At 73.6% G+C, this 15,731-nt stretch carries 12 protein-coding genes; all 12 read right to left on the bottom strand.

Translation table 11 applies throughout. From position 1 onward, the window contains the following. Positions 1-182: 182 nt before the first annotated feature. A complete protein-coding gene (rplS, locus tag J0910_RS08855; RefSeq protein ID WP_420158038.1) occupies positions 183-542 on the bottom strand; it encodes a 50S ribosomal protein L19 in 360 nt (119 codons plus the stop codon). 163 nt (positions 543-705) lie between these two features. Then, positions 706-1,512 (bottom strand): tRNA (guanosine(37)-N1)-methyltransferase TrmD, encoded by an 807-nt coding sequence (gene trmD, locus J0910_RS08850; protein ID WP_420158037.1) that lies wholly within the window; start codon positions 1,510-1,512, stop codon positions 706-708. A gap of 6 nt (positions 1,513-1,518) precedes the next feature. Beyond that, positions 1,519-2,046, bottom strand: coding sequence for a ribosome maturation factor RimM (rimM, locus tag J0910_RS08845; RefSeq protein WP_420158036.1), 528 nt, complete (start codon positions 2,044-2,046; stop codon positions 1,519-1,521). Positions 2,047-2,211: 165 nt separating this feature from the next. Continuing rightward, positions 2,212-2,454 (bottom strand): RNA-binding protein, encoded by a 243-nt coding sequence (locus tag J0910_RS08840; RefSeq protein ID WP_420158035.1) that lies wholly within the window; start codon positions 2,452-2,454, stop codon positions 2,212-2,214. A gap of 1 nt (position 2,455) precedes the next feature. After that, positions 2,456-2,911 carry a 30S ribosomal protein S16 gene (rpsP, locus tag J0910_RS08835; RefSeq protein WP_420158034.1) on the bottom strand — a complete coding sequence of 152 codons (456 nt, stop codon included), beginning with the start codon at positions 2,909-2,911 and terminating at the stop codon, positions 2,456-2,458. Between the two features lie 302 nt (positions 2,912-3,213). Further along, positions 3,214-4,800 carry a signal recognition particle protein gene (gene ffh / locus J0910_RS08830; RefSeq protein WP_420158033.1) on the bottom strand — a complete coding sequence of 529 codons (1,587 nt, stop codon included), beginning with the start codon at positions 4,798-4,800 and terminating at the stop codon, positions 3,214-3,216. A 145-nt stretch (positions 4,801-4,945) separates the two neighbouring features. Next, a complete protein-coding gene (locus J0910_RS08825; RefSeq protein WP_420158032.1) occupies positions 4,946-6,118 on the bottom strand; it encodes a LolA-like protein in 1,173 nt (390 codons plus the stop codon). A 463-nt stretch (positions 6,119-6,581) separates the two neighbouring features. Continuing rightward, positions 6,582-7,889, bottom strand: a complete 1,308-nt coding sequence (locus J0910_RS08820; RefSeq protein WP_420158031.1) for an ammonium transporter — start codon at positions 7,887-7,889, stop codon at positions 6,582-6,584. Between the two features lie 313 nt (positions 7,890-8,202). Next, a complete protein-coding gene (gene ftsY / locus J0910_RS08815; RefSeq protein ID WP_420158030.1) occupies positions 8,203-9,405 on the bottom strand; it encodes a signal recognition particle-docking protein FtsY in 1,203 nt (400 codons plus the stop codon). A gap of 181 nt (positions 9,406-9,586) precedes the next feature. Beyond that, positions 9,587-10,621, bottom strand: a complete 1,035-nt coding sequence (locus tag J0910_RS08810; RefSeq protein ID WP_420158029.1) for a FecCD family ABC transporter permease — start codon at positions 10,619-10,621, stop codon at positions 9,587-9,589. A gap of 5 nt (positions 10,622-10,626) precedes the next feature. Beyond that, a complete protein-coding gene (locus J0910_RS08805; RefSeq protein WP_420158028.1) occupies positions 10,627-11,565 on the bottom strand; it encodes an ABC transporter substrate-binding protein in 939 nt (312 codons plus the stop codon). 300 nt (positions 11,566-11,865) lie between these two features. Continuing rightward, entirely contained in the window at positions 11,866-15,420 is a 3,555-nt protein-coding gene (gene smc, locus J0910_RS08800; RefSeq protein ID WP_420158027.1) for a chromosome segregation protein SMC, read from the bottom strand. Positions 15,421-15,731: the final 311 nt, after the last annotated feature.

The following is a 15,731-nucleotide window of genomic DNA, read 5'->3' as shown; positions in this document are numbered from 1 at the left end:
GGGATCATCCGGCCCATCGGCCCCTTCCGCCCCGGAGACGGGTCTGGCTCCCCCGTGCTCATGCTCGGGGGAGCCAGTCTGCTTCGGGTCGGACGCTTCGTTGCTCATCGGGAACGAAGCTTATCCGAGCGGCGCCGCGGGCGCCGTGCAATGCGCCGGGCCGGAACCGGCGCCGCCGGACGCTACTTGGCGATCGGCTCGCGGCGCTCGCGGATGCGGGCGGCCTTGCCGCGCAGGTTGCGCAGGTAGTACAGCTTGGCGCGACGGACGCGGCCGCGGGAGGCGACCTCGATCTTCTCGATCACCGGGGTGTGCACGGGGAAGGTGCGCTCGACACCGACGCCGTAGCTGATCTTGCGGACCGTGAAGGTCTCCCGGGCACCCGGGCCCTGCCGCCGGATCACGACGCCCTTGAAGACCTGGACACGGGTCCGGTTGCCCTCGGTGACCCGCACGTGCACGTTGAGCGTGTCGCCCGGGCGGAAGTCGGGAACGTCGGAGCGCAGCTGGGTCTTCTCAAGCTCCTGGATAGCGGTGTGCATCTCAGCGATTCCTCATCGGTTGCGCGCCGCGGCGACGGACATTGCGGTTCGCGCGGGCGGATTCTGCTGCCGGGGTCGAAGGTGTGCCTCTGGCGGAATTCTCCGCGGCCGTGGGCGACAGCCGACAGCGTACGGACAAACGTCTACGGCAGGGGCAACTCGTCTAGTCTGCCATAGATTCGGGCCCGGCCTGTAACCGGACGCCTTCGAGGACTTCCAGGTCGTGGCGGTCGAGGCGGTCGGCCGGAATCCGGTCCAGCAGCTCCGGCCGGTTCCGCGCGGTCTTGCGCAGCGCCTGGTCGCGGCGCCACCGGTCGACCGCCCCGTGGTTGCCGGAGAGCAGCACCGGGGGCACCTCCCGGCCGCGCCACACCGACGGCTTGGTGTAGACCGGCCCCTCCAGCAGGTTCTCCATCTCACCCGGGGCGAAGGAGTCCTGGGTGACCGACTCGGTGTTCCCGAGCACACCGGGGAGCAGCCGGGAGACCGTCTCGACCATGACCAGCGTGGCCGACTCCCCGCCGGCCAGCACGTAGTCGCCGATGCTCAGCTCCACCACCGGCATCCGCTCGGCGGCCTCCTCCGCGACCCGGGAGTCGATCCCCTCGTAGCGGCCGCAGGCGAACAGCAGCCACGGCTCCGCGGCCAGGTCGCCGGCCTTCGCCTGGGTGAACGGCACCCCGCTGGGGGTGGGCAGCACCAGGGTGGGCACCGCGTCCGGCCGGCCCAGCGCCGCGGCGCCGGCCGCGATGACGGCGTCCAGCGCCTCCCCCCACGGCTCGGGCTTCATCACCATGCCCGGCCCGCCGCCGCAAGGCGTGTCGTCGACGGTGTTGTGCCGGTCGTAGGTCCAGGAGCGAAGGTCGTGCAGGTGCACGTCGAGGATGCCGGCGGCCCGCGCCTTGCCGATGAGTGAGAGCTCCAGCGGCGCGAAGTAGTCCGGGAAGATGGTGACGATGTCGATGCGCATGGGCGGTCAGTCGGTTCTCTCGGGGGCGCCCAGCTCGAGCAGCCCGGGGGGCGGGTCGATGGTGATCCGCCCCGCTTCGGTGTCGACCTCGGGAACGATCTCCCGGACGAACGGCACCAGCGCCTCGGCGCCGGGGCCGCGGTCGATCACCAGGGTGTCCTGGGCGTGGTGCAGCACGTCCGCGACGGTGCCGACCTCGGCCCCGTCGACGGTGACCGCGCGCAGCCCGATCAGTTCATGGTCGTGGAACTCGTCCGGGTCGTCCAGCGGGGCGATCTCGTCGGACTCCACCAGCAGCACGGTGCCGCGCAGGGCCTCGGCCGCGTCGCGGTCGCCGACCGCTTCGAAGCGGACCAGCAGCCGGCCCGAGTGCCTCCGGACCGCGGCCACCGTCAGCGGCCCGGTCCGCTCGGGGTCGGTGAGCAGCCGGGCGCCGACGGCGAAGCGCAGGACGGGGTCGTCGGTGCGCACGTCCACCGCGACGTCGCCGCGGATTCCGTGGGCCCGGCCGATCCGGCCGACAACGAGGCGCATCCCTCTCCCAGTCGTCTCTCGATGGCTCCGCGCGGGCGGCGGTGTGCCGCCTTCCCCTCGGCGAGGGGTGCCGGGCGCGGTCCGGCGGGTCCGGGGCCGCTCGGCCCTCTTTCGGACATGACACCGGGGCGCCGACCCGTCAGGATCGGCGCCCCGGTGCGCGGTTCAGCGCACTTCGTGAAGGTCCAGCAGGTCGACGCGGACGTACTTGCCGCCGGCCAGTGAGCCGACGACGGTCCGCAGCGCCTTGGCGGTGCGGCCGTTGCGGCCGATCACCTTCCCGAGGTCGTCGGGGTGGACCCGGACTTCGAGCACCTTGCCCTTGCGGAGCCTGCGGGCTCTCACCTGGACATCGTCGGCGTTGGCCACGATGCCCTTGACCAGGTGCTCAAGCGCCTCTTCCAGCACGTCAGGCCTCGCCCTCGGGCTTCTCCTCGGCCTCGGCGGGCTTCTCGGCCGCCTTGTCGGCCTTCTTCTCGGACTTCTTGCCCTTGCCCTTGCCCTCGTTGTCGGGCAGCACGAGCTCCTTGAGCACGGCCTGGAAGGCGGCCTCCTCGGCCTCCTTGTTCCGGGGCTCGGCGACCTGGAGCGGCTTCTGCGGCTTGGGCAGGCCCTTGAACTCCTGCCAGTCGCCGGTGCGCTTCAGGATGGTCTTCACCGCGTCGGTGGGCTGGGCCCCCTGCGACAGCCAGTACTGCGCCCGCTCGGACTTGACCTCGATGAAGGAGGGGTGCTCCTTCGGGTGGTACTTGCCGATCTCCTCGATGGCCTTGCCATCGCGCTTGGTGCGGGCGTCGGCGACGACGATGCGGTACTGCGGCGTACGGATCTTCCCCATACGCTTGAGCTTGATCTTGACAGCCACGGAGTGGTTTCTCCTGCTATGACGATGTGGGTGCCGGAAAGCGCTCCGCGTGGGGTTGCGGGGGCCGTCCTGGCCGGACGTGGGCGCCGGGCAAGTAGAGGGCCGGCCCGGTGCCGTGAGTCGCACCGTCGATTATGCCAGAGCCGCGGCGGCGCCGGGTGCGTCCCGGCCTCCCCGGGCGGGTCGATCCGCCCCCGCCCGCCCCCGGGGCCCGGCCGCGGCGGCCGTACCGGTGCCGCGGTGCGCCCGAACTCACACCCTGCGGCACCGCCCCGGGCCGGAGGCCGGCCCGGGGCGGAGGGTCACTTCTCGGGGAGCTTGAACGCGGAGAGGTCGGGCATCTTGCCGCCGCCCAGGGCCGGCGGGAGCTGCCCGCCGCCCAGGCCCGGGGGCAGGTCCGGCATCTGCTGCTGCCCGCCGCCCTCTTCGCGGCGGCGCTGCCGCTCGGCGGCCTTCTCCGCCTCCTGCTGCTTGGCCTTGAGCGGGTTGCCGCTGCGCTGCTTGCCCTTCTTGGCCTTCTTCGCCTGGGCCTTGGCCTTCTTCCGGTTGCCCCCCATGCCCGGCATCCCCGGCATGCCGGGCATCCCGCCGTTCTTCATCTGGCGCATCATCTTCTGCGCCTCGAAGAACCGGGTGACCAGGCCGCTCACGTCGCCGACCTGGGTGCCGGAGCCGTTGGCGATGCGCAGCCGCCGGGAGCCGTTGATCAGCTTGGGGTTCTGCCGCTCCCCCGGGGTCATCGACCGGATGATCGCGGTGATCCGGTCCAGGTCGCGGTCGTCGACGTTGTTGATCTGATCGCGCATCTGACCCATGCCGGGCATCATGCCGAGCAGGTTGCCGATCGGGCCCAGCTTGCGGACCATGCTGATCTGCTCGAGGAAGTCGTCGAGGGTGAAGTCCTCGTCGGAGGCCAGCTTGCCGGCCATCTTGTCGACTTCTTCTTGCTCGAAGGTGCGCTGCGCCTGCTCGATCAGGGTCAGCACGTCACCCATGTCCAGGATGCGCGAGGCCATCCGGTCCGGGTGGAAGAGGTCGAAGTCCTCCAGCTTCTCACCGGTGGAGGCGAACATGATCGGCCGCCCGGTGATGTGCCGGATGGACAGCGCCGCACCGCCGCGGGCGTCGCCGTCCAGCTTGGTGAGGGCGACCGCGTCGTAGCCGACGCCGTCCAGGAAGGCCTGGGCGGTGTTGACCGCGTCCTGGCCGATCATCGCGTCGACGACGAAGAGGATCTCGTCCGGCCGCACCGCGTCGCGGATGTCCGCGGCCTGCTGCATCATCTCGGCGTCCACGCCGAGCCGGCCGGCGGTGTCGACGATGACGACGTTGTGGTTGGAGCGCTCGGCGTGCTCGACGGCCTCCCGGGCGACCTGGACCGGGTCGCCCACGCCGTTGCCCGGCTGCGGCGCGAACACCGGGACCTTGGCGCGCTCGCCGACCACCTGCAGCTGCGTGACGGCGTTGGGGCGCTGCAGGTCGGCGGCGACCAGCAGCGGCGTGTTGCGCTGGGCGGCCAGCCAGTGGGCCAGCTTGCCGGCCAGCGTCGTCTTGCCCGCGCCCTGCAGGCCGGCGAGCATGATGACGGTCGGCGGGTTCTTGGCGAACCGGATCTCGCGGGTCTCGCCGCCGAGGACCTCGACGAGCTCCTCGTTGACGATCTTGATGACCTGCTGCGCCGGGTTGAGGGCCTTGGAGACCTCCTCGCCGCGCGCACGCTCCTTGATCCGCCCGATGAACTCGCGGACCACGGGCAGGGCGACATCCGCCTCCAGCAGCGCGAGGCGGATCTCCCGCGCGGTGGCGTTGATGTCCTCCTCGGACAGCCGGCCCTTGCCGCGCAGCGAGGTGAAGACCGATGTCAGCCGGTCGGAGAGCGTCTCGAACACGAGTGTGGCCAGTCCTTCGTCTCGGGATTGGCTTCCTAGGTTACCTGCCGGGGCGCCCGTCGCGCGCCCCCGGTCGCGGCCCCTTTCGGGTCCGCGTGCGAGCGCCCCGGGCCGGTCGGCCGGCCCGGGGCGCAGAGGGGCGGGATCAGTTCCCGCCGCCCCCGGCGGGCTCCTCGGAGGCGCCCTCCTCCTCGGGGGAGGCCTCGCCGCCGGAGGCCCCGGCCTTCTTGGCCTCCTTCAGGCTCTTGGCGATCTCCTCGCCGGCCGACTTGCTCAGCCCGCGGGTGGAGAGCAGGCCGCTGGCGTTGATCTCGTACTCCTGCGGCTGCTCACTGGGCTCCAGCGCGTAGTCGGCGCTGCACGAGATGCCCACGCTGCCGCCCGCCGCCAGCACCTCGGAGGCGTTGCACTTCTTCTCGCCGAGCTCGTCGTTCTTGAACGTCGCGTCGAGCCGGACGATGACCTTGCCCTCGCCCTCGCCCTCGGAGACGTCCTTGGCGGTGCCGGAGATGGTGCACTGGCCGCCGGTCTGGCAGTCGAGCTGGAGCTGGCCGTCCCACTGCAGCGCGATCCGGGCGTCCCGGGAGGAGGTCAGCTCCTCCTCGGTGGCGGTGATCGCGTCGTCGTAGACCTTGTCCACGTCGGCCTGCTCCGGCTGGGTCAGGTCGAGCTGGACCCGGGAGCCCTCCTCCTCCCCCTCCGGGGCGAGGTTCTCGATCTCCATCCGGAGCAGCCGGTAGGGCTCCTCTTCGCTGATCCACACCCGGTTCTTCTCGCCGCCCTCCAGGTCGACGCGGTAGCCCGGGGTTCCGTCGAGGTCCTCCAGCTCGGCCTTGGCCGACTTGGTCCCCAGCCCCTCCAGGATGTCGGCGAGCGCGTCCGGGGCCAGCACCTGGCCGGGGTCGACCCCCAGCATCGACGGCGCGACCCGGACCCAGGACCCGGCGTACTCGCTGGAGTCGGGGTTGGCGATGCTCTGGTCGAGCCAGAACTCGTCGGCGGCGTTCACGAAGAGGCGGCCGTCGACCTCCAGTACCTCGGCCTCGTTCTCCCCCTCCTTGTAGGTGCCCTGCGTGGTGCCGGCACTGGTGACGGTGAGGGCGGTGTCGTTCACGCCCTCCTTGCCCTCACCTGCGGCGACCTTGCCCTGGACCGCGACGGCCGGGGCGGAGCGCAGCTGCTCCAGGGCTCCCTCGAACACCGGCGCGGCGTCGACCGGGGCGGCCTCGGTCGCGCTGGGCTCCCCCCCGCCGCCCGGGGTCAGATCGCTCAGGTCGAGGGAGCAGCCGGACGCGCCGAGCGCGACCGCAGCCGCCATCGCGGCATAGGTGAGCGGTCCGTTCGACCGTCGTCTGCTGGACTTAACCGGCGCCATCTTGCCTCCAGGCCCGTTGCGGGCGCTCCCGCGGCACGGCTCTCGTTCCGGGGTGCGCGGAGATGTCGGGCTCTCTTCAGTCGGTCACGGGACGCGCGGGAGCCTCCGAGGGCTCCGGGCGCGGTTCCGGAGGGCCGCTCCAGGCGGTACCGGCCGCGGCTGAGCAGCCGCGGGCGCCGTCCGGCCCTTCCGTGCGTGCCAGAGTACCGAATCCCGCCCTCACTCCTGGCAAACGACGGCTCACGAATCGCCCGGACTTCCCGTACCGCCCCGCTTTCCGGCCGTTCCGCTCCCGGACGCACCGCTGGGCCGGCGCGGGCGCCGGCCCGTCGTCGGCCCAGGGTCCGCCCTGCGGCGTCACCGGCCCGGACCCCGCCGCTCGGCGCTGAGCGGCGGGGTCCGGGACCTACCGCGGGGCGACCTCCTCGCCCGGAGGCGTCGGCGAGGAGAGCTCGTATTCGTCCAGTTCGTCGAAGGCGTAGGCGGTCTCGGAGTGCAGCTCGCCGTCGAGGCCGTTGGTCTCCACGTGGACCGGGATCCGGAAGCCCATCACCAGGTCGATGGCCTTGCCGATGACGTAGGTGAGGACGAAGGAGTAGAGCGCCACCCCGGCCACCGCGACCAGCTGCACCAGCAGCAGGTAGCCGTCGCCGCCGTAGAGCAGCCCGTCGGTGTTGCCGCCGGCGGCCTCGGAGGCGAGCAGCCCCAGCGCCAGGGAGCCGATGATCCCGCCGACCATGTGGATGCCGACCACGTCCAGGGCGTCGTCGTACTTGAACCGGAACTTCCAGCTGATGGCGTAGGCGCAGACCCCGCCGGCGAGCAGGCCCAGGGCGATCGCGCCGACCGGGGTCACGTCGGCCGCGGCCGGGGTGATGGCGACCAGGCCGGCGATGGCGCCGGAGGCGAAGCCGAGCGCGGTCACCTTGCCGTAGCGCAGCCGCTCCACCAGCATCCAGGCGCCGGTCGCGGCGGCGGTGGCGACCTGGGTGTTGACCAGCGCCAGGGCGGCCGAGGCGTCCGCCGCGTAGGCGGAGCCGCCGTTGAAGCCGAACCAGCCGAACCAGAGCAGGGCCGCGCCGAGCAGCACGAAGGGCAGGTTGTGCGGGCGCATCGACTCCGAGCCGAAGCCCTTGCGGCGGCCCAGCACGAAGGTGAGGGCGAGCGCGGCGGCACCGGCGTTGATGTGCACCGCGGTGCCGCCGGCGAAGTCGATCACCTCGGCGCCGCCGATGTCGAGCATCTGCACCAGGCCGCCGCCCCACACCCAGTGCGCCACCGGGAAGTAGACCAGCAGGGACCACACCGGGACGAACAGCAGCCAGGCGCCGAACTTGGCCCGGTCGGCGATGGCACCGCTGATCAGGGCGACGGTGATGACCGCGAACATCATCTGGAAGCCGGCGTCGACCAGGAGCGGGTAGCCGCCCTCCGCGTCGATCTCGCCGATCATGCTGCTCAGGCCGGCGTCGTCGAGCCCGCCGATGAACGGGCTGAGCGGTCCGGAGCCGCCGCCGTAGGCCAGCGTGTGCCCGACCAGCACCCACAGCACGCTGACCACCGCGATGCTGGCGAAGCTCATCAGCATCATGTTCAGCACGCTCTTGGCGCGGGACATGCCTCCGTAGAAGAACGCCAGCCCCGGCGTCATCAGCATCACCAGAGCGGCACTGATCAGCAGCCACGCGGTGGTGCCCGTGTCGAGCCCTTCCATGGGTCGCCTCCTTGAACGGCCTTCAGGGAAATACGGGTGGGGGATGCGGGGATCCGCCGGCGGACGGCGCGAGCACATCGTCGGGCACCGCGTGAACGCCTCGACGGCAACTGTCCGCCCGCCGTGTTTCCCCACCGCTCTGGGCTTGTTGCGCAGCTGTAAAACACCTCGTCCGCGCGTTACGGGCGGGTGACGCGGGCCCGCTCGGGCACCGGGCCCGGCGCCGCCCGGGGAGGCTCCCGGCCCCGGAGACGGCGAAGGGCCGGCCCTCCCTGCTGGGAGGCCGGCCCCGGTGCGTTCCCGGTGCGGCGGGCTAGCCCTCCTCCGCGCCGCCGAGGATCGCGTCGACGAAGCCCTCCGGGTCGAAGGGCGCCAGGTCGTCGGGGCCCTCGCCGAGGCCGACCAGCTTGACCGGGACGCCGAGCTCGCGCTGGACCTGGACGATGATGCCGCCCTTGGCGGTGCCGTCCAGCTTGGTGAGGACGATGCCGGTGATGTTGACGACCTCCGCGAAGACCCGGGCCTGGCGCAGCCCGTTCTGCCCGGTGGTGGCGTCCAGCACCAGCAGCACCTCGTCCACCTGGGACTTCTTCTCCACCACCCGCTTGACCTTGCCGAGCTCGTCCATCAGCCCGGTCTTGGTGTGCAGCCGGCCGGCGGTGTCCACGATGACGGTGTCGGCCCCCTCCTCGACGCCGCGGGAGACCGCGTCGAAGGCGACGCTGGCGGGGTCGGCGCCCTCGTCCTTGCGGACGACCGGCGCACCGACCCGGCTCCCCCAGGTCTCCAGCTGGTCGGCGGCGGCGGCGCGGAAGGTGTCGGCGGCGCCCAGCACCACACTGCGGCCGTCGCCGACCAGCACCCGGGCGAGCTTGCCGGTGGTGGTGGTCTTGCCGGTGCCGTTCACCCCGACGACCATCACCACGCCCGGCCGGTCGCCGTGCGGGCCGGTGTGCACGGTGCGGTCGGTCTCGGTCCCGATCTGCGCGAGCAGCTCCTCGCGGAGGAGTCCGCGCACCTCCTCGGGGGTGCGGCTGCCCAGCACCTTGACCTTGGTGCGCAGGTTCTCGACGATCTGGGAGGCCGAGGTCACGCCGATGTCGGCGGTGATCAGGGTGTCCTCGATCTCGTCCCAGGCGTCGTCGTCCAGCTTGTCGGAGGAGAGCAGGGTGAGCAGGCCCTGGCCGAAGACGCTCTGCGAGCGGGCCAGCCGGGCGCGCAGCCGGACCAGCCGGCCGGCGGACGGCGGGGGCGTCTCGATCTCGGGCGCGGCGGGCTCCGGCTCCGCCGGCGGGGCGTGCTCGGCCCCCTCGGTCACGTCGATCCGCTCGGCCGGCCCGGCCTCCCGCTCGGGCGCCTCGGGCTCCGCGGTCGCGGTGGCGGCCGCCTCCCGGCCCTCGTCGGCGGGCCGCTCGTCGGCTCCGCTTCCGGGGCGCCTCGGCCTGATCAGGAAGACGCCGCCGAACACCAGGAGGGCGACGACGAATACGGCAACGGCGAAGATCGTGTAGTCCATCAGTCTCCTTGCGAGGTCCCCCGGCCCGCGGTCGAGAAGTGGGACGCGTCAATGGCACCGCCCCTCGTCGCGGGGCGCCGCGCCCGGTCGGCCGCAGGCCCGGCCTGGTCGGGGGCGGAAGGCGCGGCGCAGACCAGTTTCGCAGACCAGCGGCCGCGATCCGGTCACGCCCGGGGCCCGGTCAGGTCGCGCGGTGCCGGGTGGTGCGCAGGATCACGATGAAGAACGGGGCCCCCAGGAAGGCGGTGACCACCCCCAGCGGAAGCTCCGCCGGGGCGATGACGGTGCGCGCCAGAACGTCGACCAGGACGAGGAACCCGGCCCCGCAGAGCAGCGACATCGGCAGGATGAGCCGGTAGCCGGTGCCCACCAGGCGGCGCACCACGTGCGGCACCACGATGCCGACGAAGCCGATCAGCCCGGCGACCGCGACCGCCGACGCGGTGGCCAGCGATGCGGCGCCGATCACCACCAGCCGCACCGCGGTGGTGTTCAGGCCCAGGCTGACCGCCTTCTCGTCGCCCAGGGCCAGCAGGTCCAGCAGCGGGCCGCAGACCAGCACGACCGCGGTGCCCAGGATCGCGTAGGGGGCGACCATCGCCACGTCCTCCCAGCCGCCCTTGGACAGCCCGCCGAGCAGCCAGGCGTAGATCCGCTGCAGCTCGTCGATGCGCATCTGCTGGACCAGGGTCTGCACCGCGGACAGGAAGGAGGAGACCGCGACGCCGGCGAGCACCAGGGAGGCGGTGCCGTTCCGCCCCGCGGAGCGGCCCAGCAGGTAGGCGGCGGCCACGCCGATCAGCGCACCGAGGAAGGCGGCCACCGGGACCATGGCGCGGGGCCCCGCGAACCAGGCCGACCCGAAGGCCATCACCAGGGTGGCGCCGAGACCGGCGCCCCCGGCCGCCCCGAGCAGGTACGGGTCGGCCAGGGGGTTGCGGAAGACGCCCTGGTAGGCGGCGCCGGCGACGGCGAGCAGCGCACCGACCATCGCCCCCAGCACCACCCGGGGCAGGCGCAGCTCCACCAGCACCGCGAGCTGCCGGTCGTTCAGCGGGGGCTCCATCCCCGGCACGGCCTTGGCGACCAGCGTCCCGGCGATCTGGCCGGGGGTGATCGAGGCGTAGCCGGCCGCGACCCCGAGGAGGACCGCCGCCGCGAGGAAGGCGGCCGCGCCGGCGAACCAGGCCCACGCCGCCGCTCTCCGAGCCCCCACGCCGATCAGGACCCCTGGGCGGCCAGGGCCGCGTCGGAGACGCTCTGCGCCAGGTCGACGATGCGCGGACCCCACCGGGAGGCGATGTCCTCGTCGAACTGGACGACGCCGTCCTCCTTGACCGCGGTCACGGTGTCGAAGGCGTCCCGCTTCTTCAGCTCCGAGACCGCGTCCGCGCCGGGGTAGGCGACGAAGATCAGGTCCGGGTTCTCCTCGACGACGAACTCCGGGGAGAGCTGCGGGTAGCCGCCGGACTCGGCGGCGCCCTCGGCCTGGTCGGCGATGTTGGTCAGCCCCAGCTCGGAGTAGACCTGGCCGATGAAGGTGTCGGAGGTGGCGGAGTACATCCCCTCGTCGACCTCGTGGTAGACGGTGGGCGACTCGTCGCCGAGCCCCTCCTTGGTCTCGGCGGCGATCTTCTCGATGTCCTCCTCGACCTCCCCGGCGGCGGTGTCGGCCTCCTCGGCGTTGCCGGTGGCCTCGCCGAGCAGCCGCATCTGGGCGTAGGTGTCGTCGAAGGTCTGCGCGGCGTCCAGGACCAGGACCGGGACGTCGATCTTCTCCAGCTGGTCGGCGGTCTTCTCCGCGTCCCGGGCGAGGATGACCAGGTCGGGGTCCTCCTCGGCGATCGCCTCCACGTTGGGGGTGAACCCGGACAGGTCGGTGGTGGGCGCCTCCTCCGGGTAGTTGGAGTACTCGTCGACGGCGGCGACCTGCTCGCCCGCGCCGACCGCGAACAGCATCTCGGTGGAGGTGGGGGAGAGGGAGACGATCCGCTCCGGGCGGGCGTCCAGGGTGACCTCGCCCCGGGCGTCGGTGACGGTGACCGGGAACGCGCCGCCGCCCTCCGCCTTGTCCTCGGCGGGCTGCTCGCCGCCGCCGCAGCCGGTGAGTACGAGAACGGCGGGCAGCAGGACCGCCGGTGCCAGACGTGCGATGCGCACGGGACTCCTTCGTCGAGGGTGGAAGGCGCCCGGCCCGCCGGGTGCGGACCGCCCTTTCCACGAGGACAGTGGTCGCCGGCACCGGCGAGGCGGCCTGGCTCGTCCCGCCTCTCGGCGGGCGTCACAGTTGCGGGACAGCGCCGGATCACCGGGCGGCGGGGCCGCCCGCCGGACTTCGCTCGGTCGGTGCCGCGGCCCGGCGCCCCGCACGCGGGGCACTCGGGCCGTCATGTCCACTTTAGTGCGCCGTGCACGCTCTGCCCGCGCAGGCCGCTCCCCTGAGCAGGGGGCAGGGCCGGTTCAGCCCGCGGCGCGCTCCAGTTTCTGGCTGATCACCTTGGAGATCCCGTCACCCTGCATGGTGACGCCGTACAGCGCGTCGCCCGCCTCCATGGTGCGCTTCTGGTGGGTGATCACGATCAGCTGCGAGGAGGAGCGCAGCTCCTCGAAGATCAGCAGCAGCCGCTGCAGGTTGGTGTCGTCCAGGGCCGCCTCGACCTCGTCCATCACGTAGAACGGGGAGGGGCGCGCCTTGAAGATCGCGGCGAGGAAGGCGACCGCGGTCAGCGAGCGCTCGCCGCCGGAGAGCAGGGAGAGCCGCTTGACCCGCTTGCCGGGCGGGCGGGCCTCCACCTCGACGCCGGTGGCCAGCATGTCGTCCGGCTCGGTGAGCACCAGGCGGCCGTCGCCGCCGGGGAACAGCCGGGCGAAGATCTGCTCGAACTCGCGCTGCACGTCGGCGTAGGCGGAGGAGAAGACCTCCTGCACCCGGTCGTCCACCTCCTTGACCACGGTGAGCAGGTCGCGCCGGGTCTTCTTGAGGTCCTCCAGCTGGGCGTTGAGGAAGGAGTGCCGCTCCTCCAGGGCGGCGAACTCCTCCAGCGCCAGCGGGTTGATCTTGCCCAGCCGGTTGAGCTGCCGCTCGGCCTCCTTGGCCCGCTTCTCCTGCACCTCGCGGACGTAGGGCAGCGGGACGGCGTCCTCCCCTTCGGCGCCGGGCGGCGGCGGGACCGGGACGCGCGGGCCGTACTCGGCGACCAGCACCGGGACCTCCACGCCCATCTCCTCCAGGGCGCGGGTCTCCAGCTGCTCCAGGCGGAGCCTGCGCTCGGCCCGCGCGACCTCGCTGCCGTGCACCACGTTGACCAGCTTCTCCAGCTCGACGGAGAGCTCGCGGACCCGGGCCCGGACCGTCTTCAGCTCGGCGTCGCGCTCGGCGCGGAGCCGCTCGGCCTCGGCGCGCCGGGTGTCCGCCTCGGCCAGCGAGGAGCCGATCCGCTCCAGGGCCAGCCCGGCCGCCTGCGCGACCGCCTCGGCCACCCGGGACTGCTCGGCGCGGAGCCGGCGCCGCTGCTCGGCGCGGAGCCGCGCCTCCCGCTCCGCCTCGGCCTGGCGCAGCAGGCCGTCGGCGCGCCCGGCGATGGAGCGGGCCCGCTCCTCGGCGGTGCGCACCGCCAGCCGGGCCTCCGTCTCCAGCCGCCGCGCCTCGGCGGCCTCCAGGGCCAGCTCATCGCGGATCCCGGTGTCCGGCTCGCCGTCCTCGGCCGGCTCGGCCTCGGCGGCGGCCAGCCGCCGCTCCTGCTCGGCCAGCCGGTCCAGGTCGGCGGTGCGCCCGGCGGCGGCCTTGGCCGCGGCGGCCGCATACCGCTCCACCTCGGCCTCGGCGGCGCGCGCCTGGCCGCCCAGCTTGCCCAGGCGCCCGGCGATCTCGTTGCGCCGCTTGTCGGCCTGGCGGCGGCGGGCGTCCAGCTCGGCCAGGGCGGCCTTGGCCGCGGCGCGGCGCTCCTCGGCCCCGGCGATCCCGGCGGCGGCGCGCTCGCACGCGTCCGCGGCGGCCGCGATCCGCTCGCCGGCCTCCTCCACCGCGGCCTGCACCTCCAGCAGGCTCGGCGCGGACGCCGAACCGCCGCGCACCAGCACCGGCCCGAACACGTCGCCGTCGGGGGTGACGCAGCTCAGCCGGGGGTCGGCGGCGCGCACCGAGCGGGCCTGGGCGGCGCCGGCCACCAGCACCACCCGGTCCAGCAGGGCGGTGAGGGCGGCGTCCAGCGCCTCGGGGGCGGTGACCGCGTCGCGGGCGTAGCGCAGCCCCTCCGGCGGCTCCGGCCACCGGGAGCGGGGCTCGGCGGCGCCGGGGGCGGCCGCGACGACGATCCCGGCGCGGCCGGCGTCGTCCTCCCTGAGCAGGGCGAGCGCGGTCTCGGCGGTGCCGTGCCCGTCCACCGCGACCGCGTCGGAGGCGGCGCCCAGGGCGGCGGCGACCGCGGTCTCCCGCCCCGGTTCGACGTCGATCAGCCCGGCCAGCGACCCGATCAGGCCGGGCAGCCGCTCCCCGGCGCCGAGCAGCGCGGCCGCGCCGTCCTTGCGCTCCAGCCCCATCTCCAGGGCCTCTTTCCGGGCGGTGAGCGCGGCACGCTCCCGCTCGGCGGTGCGCTCGGCGGAGCGCAGCCCGCCCAGTTCGGCCTCGGCGGCCTCCAGTTCGGCGCGGGCGGCCTCCAGGGCCGCGTCGAGCTCGGCGTCGCCCTCCTCCAGGCCCTCGGAGGCGGCCGCGGCCTCCTCGTGCTCCAGCCGGGCGGCCTCGGCCCGCTCCCGGGCCTCCAGCGCGGCGTCGTCCAGCCGGCGCACCTCGTCCTCGCTGGCGGTGAGCCTGCTGCGCAGCGCCTCGACCTTGCCGCGCAGCCGGACCAGGCCCTCCCTGCGGTCGGCGGCGGCCCGGGCCGCGGCGGCCAGCCGGCGCTCCTCGGTCTCCAGCGCCGACTCCGAGGCGGCGCGCCGGGCGACGGCCTCCTCCAGCGAGGCGCGCGCCTCGTCCAGCCGGTACTGCAGCTCCTCCTCCTGGGCGGCGGCCTCCTCGGCCTCGCGCTCCAGCTCCTCGGGGTCGCGCCCGGTGCGCTGCTCCTCCGGTCCGGCGGAGAGGTTGCGGTGCCGCTCGGCGGCCAGCCCGGCCACCGCGTCCAGCCGCTCCTTGAGCCGGGACAGCCCGTGGTAGGCCTCCTGGGCGCGGGCCAGCGCGGGCGCCGCCTCGGCGGCCGCCTCCTCCAGTACCGACTCGCGGCGCTGGGCGTCGGCGAGCGACCGCTCGGCGGCCTCCCGGCGGCCGCGCACCTCCGCCTCGTCGGCCTCCTCCTTGTCCAGGGCCTCCCGGAGGGTGACGATGTCGTCGGCGAGCAGCCGGAGCCGGGCGTCGCGCTGGTCGGCCTGGATGACGGCGGCGCGCCGGGCCAGCTCGGCCTGGCGGCCCAGCGGCTTGAGCCGGCGGCGCAGCTCCGCGGTGAGGTCGGTGACCCGGTCCAGGTTGCCCTGCATCGCGTCGAGCTTGCGGAGCGCCTTCTCCTTGCGCTTGCGGTGCTTGAGGATGCCGGCGGCCTCCTCGATGAGCGCGCGGCGCTCCTCCGGGCCGGCGTGCAGCACGGTGTCCAGCTGGCCCTGGCCGACGATGACGTGCATCTCGCGGCCGATGCCGGAGTCGCTGAGCAGGTCCTGGATGTCGAGGAGGCGGCAGGTGTCGCCGTTGATGGCGTACTCCGAGCCGCCGTTGCGGAACATCGTCCGCCTGATGGTGACCTCGGTGTAGTCGATCGGCAGCGCGCCGTCGGAGTTGTCGATGGTCAGGCTGACCTCGGCGCGCCCCAGGGGGGCTCGGGAGGACGTCCCCGCGAAGATGACGTCCTCCATCTTGCCGCCGCGCAGGCTCTTCGCCCCCTGCTCGCCCATCACCCAGGCGAGCGCGTCCACCACGTTGGACTTGCCCGATCCGTTCGGGCCGACGACGCAGGTGATCCCGGGCTCGAAGCGGAGCGTGGTGGCGGAGGCGAAGGACTTGAAGCCGCGCAGCGTCAGGTTCTTCAGGTACACCCCCGGGCCCCTTCACTCGGTCGACCTCCCCGGCCGCCCCCCGACCGGTCAGTCAAGGGTGCCATGACCGGCGGTTCGCGGTGGCCGCATCGCGTCCGAGAGTCCGCCCTTCGGGCAAGGATTGTGAGAAAAGTCCCGGGGGTACACCGACCGTGAAAGGGTCGGAGCTTAGAGAGGGTCGGAATCGCCTAGAGCGCGATCGGGCACGGCAGGGCGCCTGCACGTTCCGCCGCGCGGATGCGCCCGCGGGCCGCCGGGAGGAGGCGGTTCCGCCGGGGGACGCTCTGCGCGGATGGGGGCACCGGGGGTGG

The sequence above is a fragment of the Nocardiopsis oceanisediminis genome (assembly GCF_048595525.1).
Taxonomy (GTDB): Bacteria; Actinomycetota; Actinomycetes; order Streptosporangiales; family Streptosporangiaceae; genus Nocardiopsis_A; species Nocardiopsis_A oceanisediminis.
The sequence above is the reverse complement of the archived record's forward strand: the minus strand, read 5'-3'. Positions and strand labels throughout refer to the sequence as shown.

Coding starts and splice junctions, on each gene's coding strand:
- rimM (WP_420158036.1), bottom strand. CDS start 2,046: ATGCGCCTCGTTGTCGGCCGGATCGGCCGGGCCCACGGAATCCGCGGC.
- J0910_RS08820 (WP_420158031.1), bottom strand. CDS start 7,889: ATGGAAGGGCTCGACACGGGCACCACCGCGTGGCTGCTGATCAGTGCC.
- trmD (WP_420158037.1), bottom strand. CDS start 1,512: ATGCGCATCGACATCGTCACCATCTTCCCGGACTACTTCGCGCCGCTG.
- rplS (WP_420158038.1), bottom strand. CDS start 542: ATGCACACCGCTATCCAGGAGCTTGAGAAGACCCAGCTGCGCTCCGAC.
- J0910_RS08825 (WP_420158032.1), bottom strand. CDS start 6,118: ATGGCGGCTGCGGTCGCGCTCGGCGCGTCCGGCTGCTCCCTCGACCTG.
- ftsY (WP_420158030.1), bottom strand. CDS start 9,405: ATGGACTACACGATCTTCGCCGTTGCCGTATTCGTCGTCGCCCTCCTG.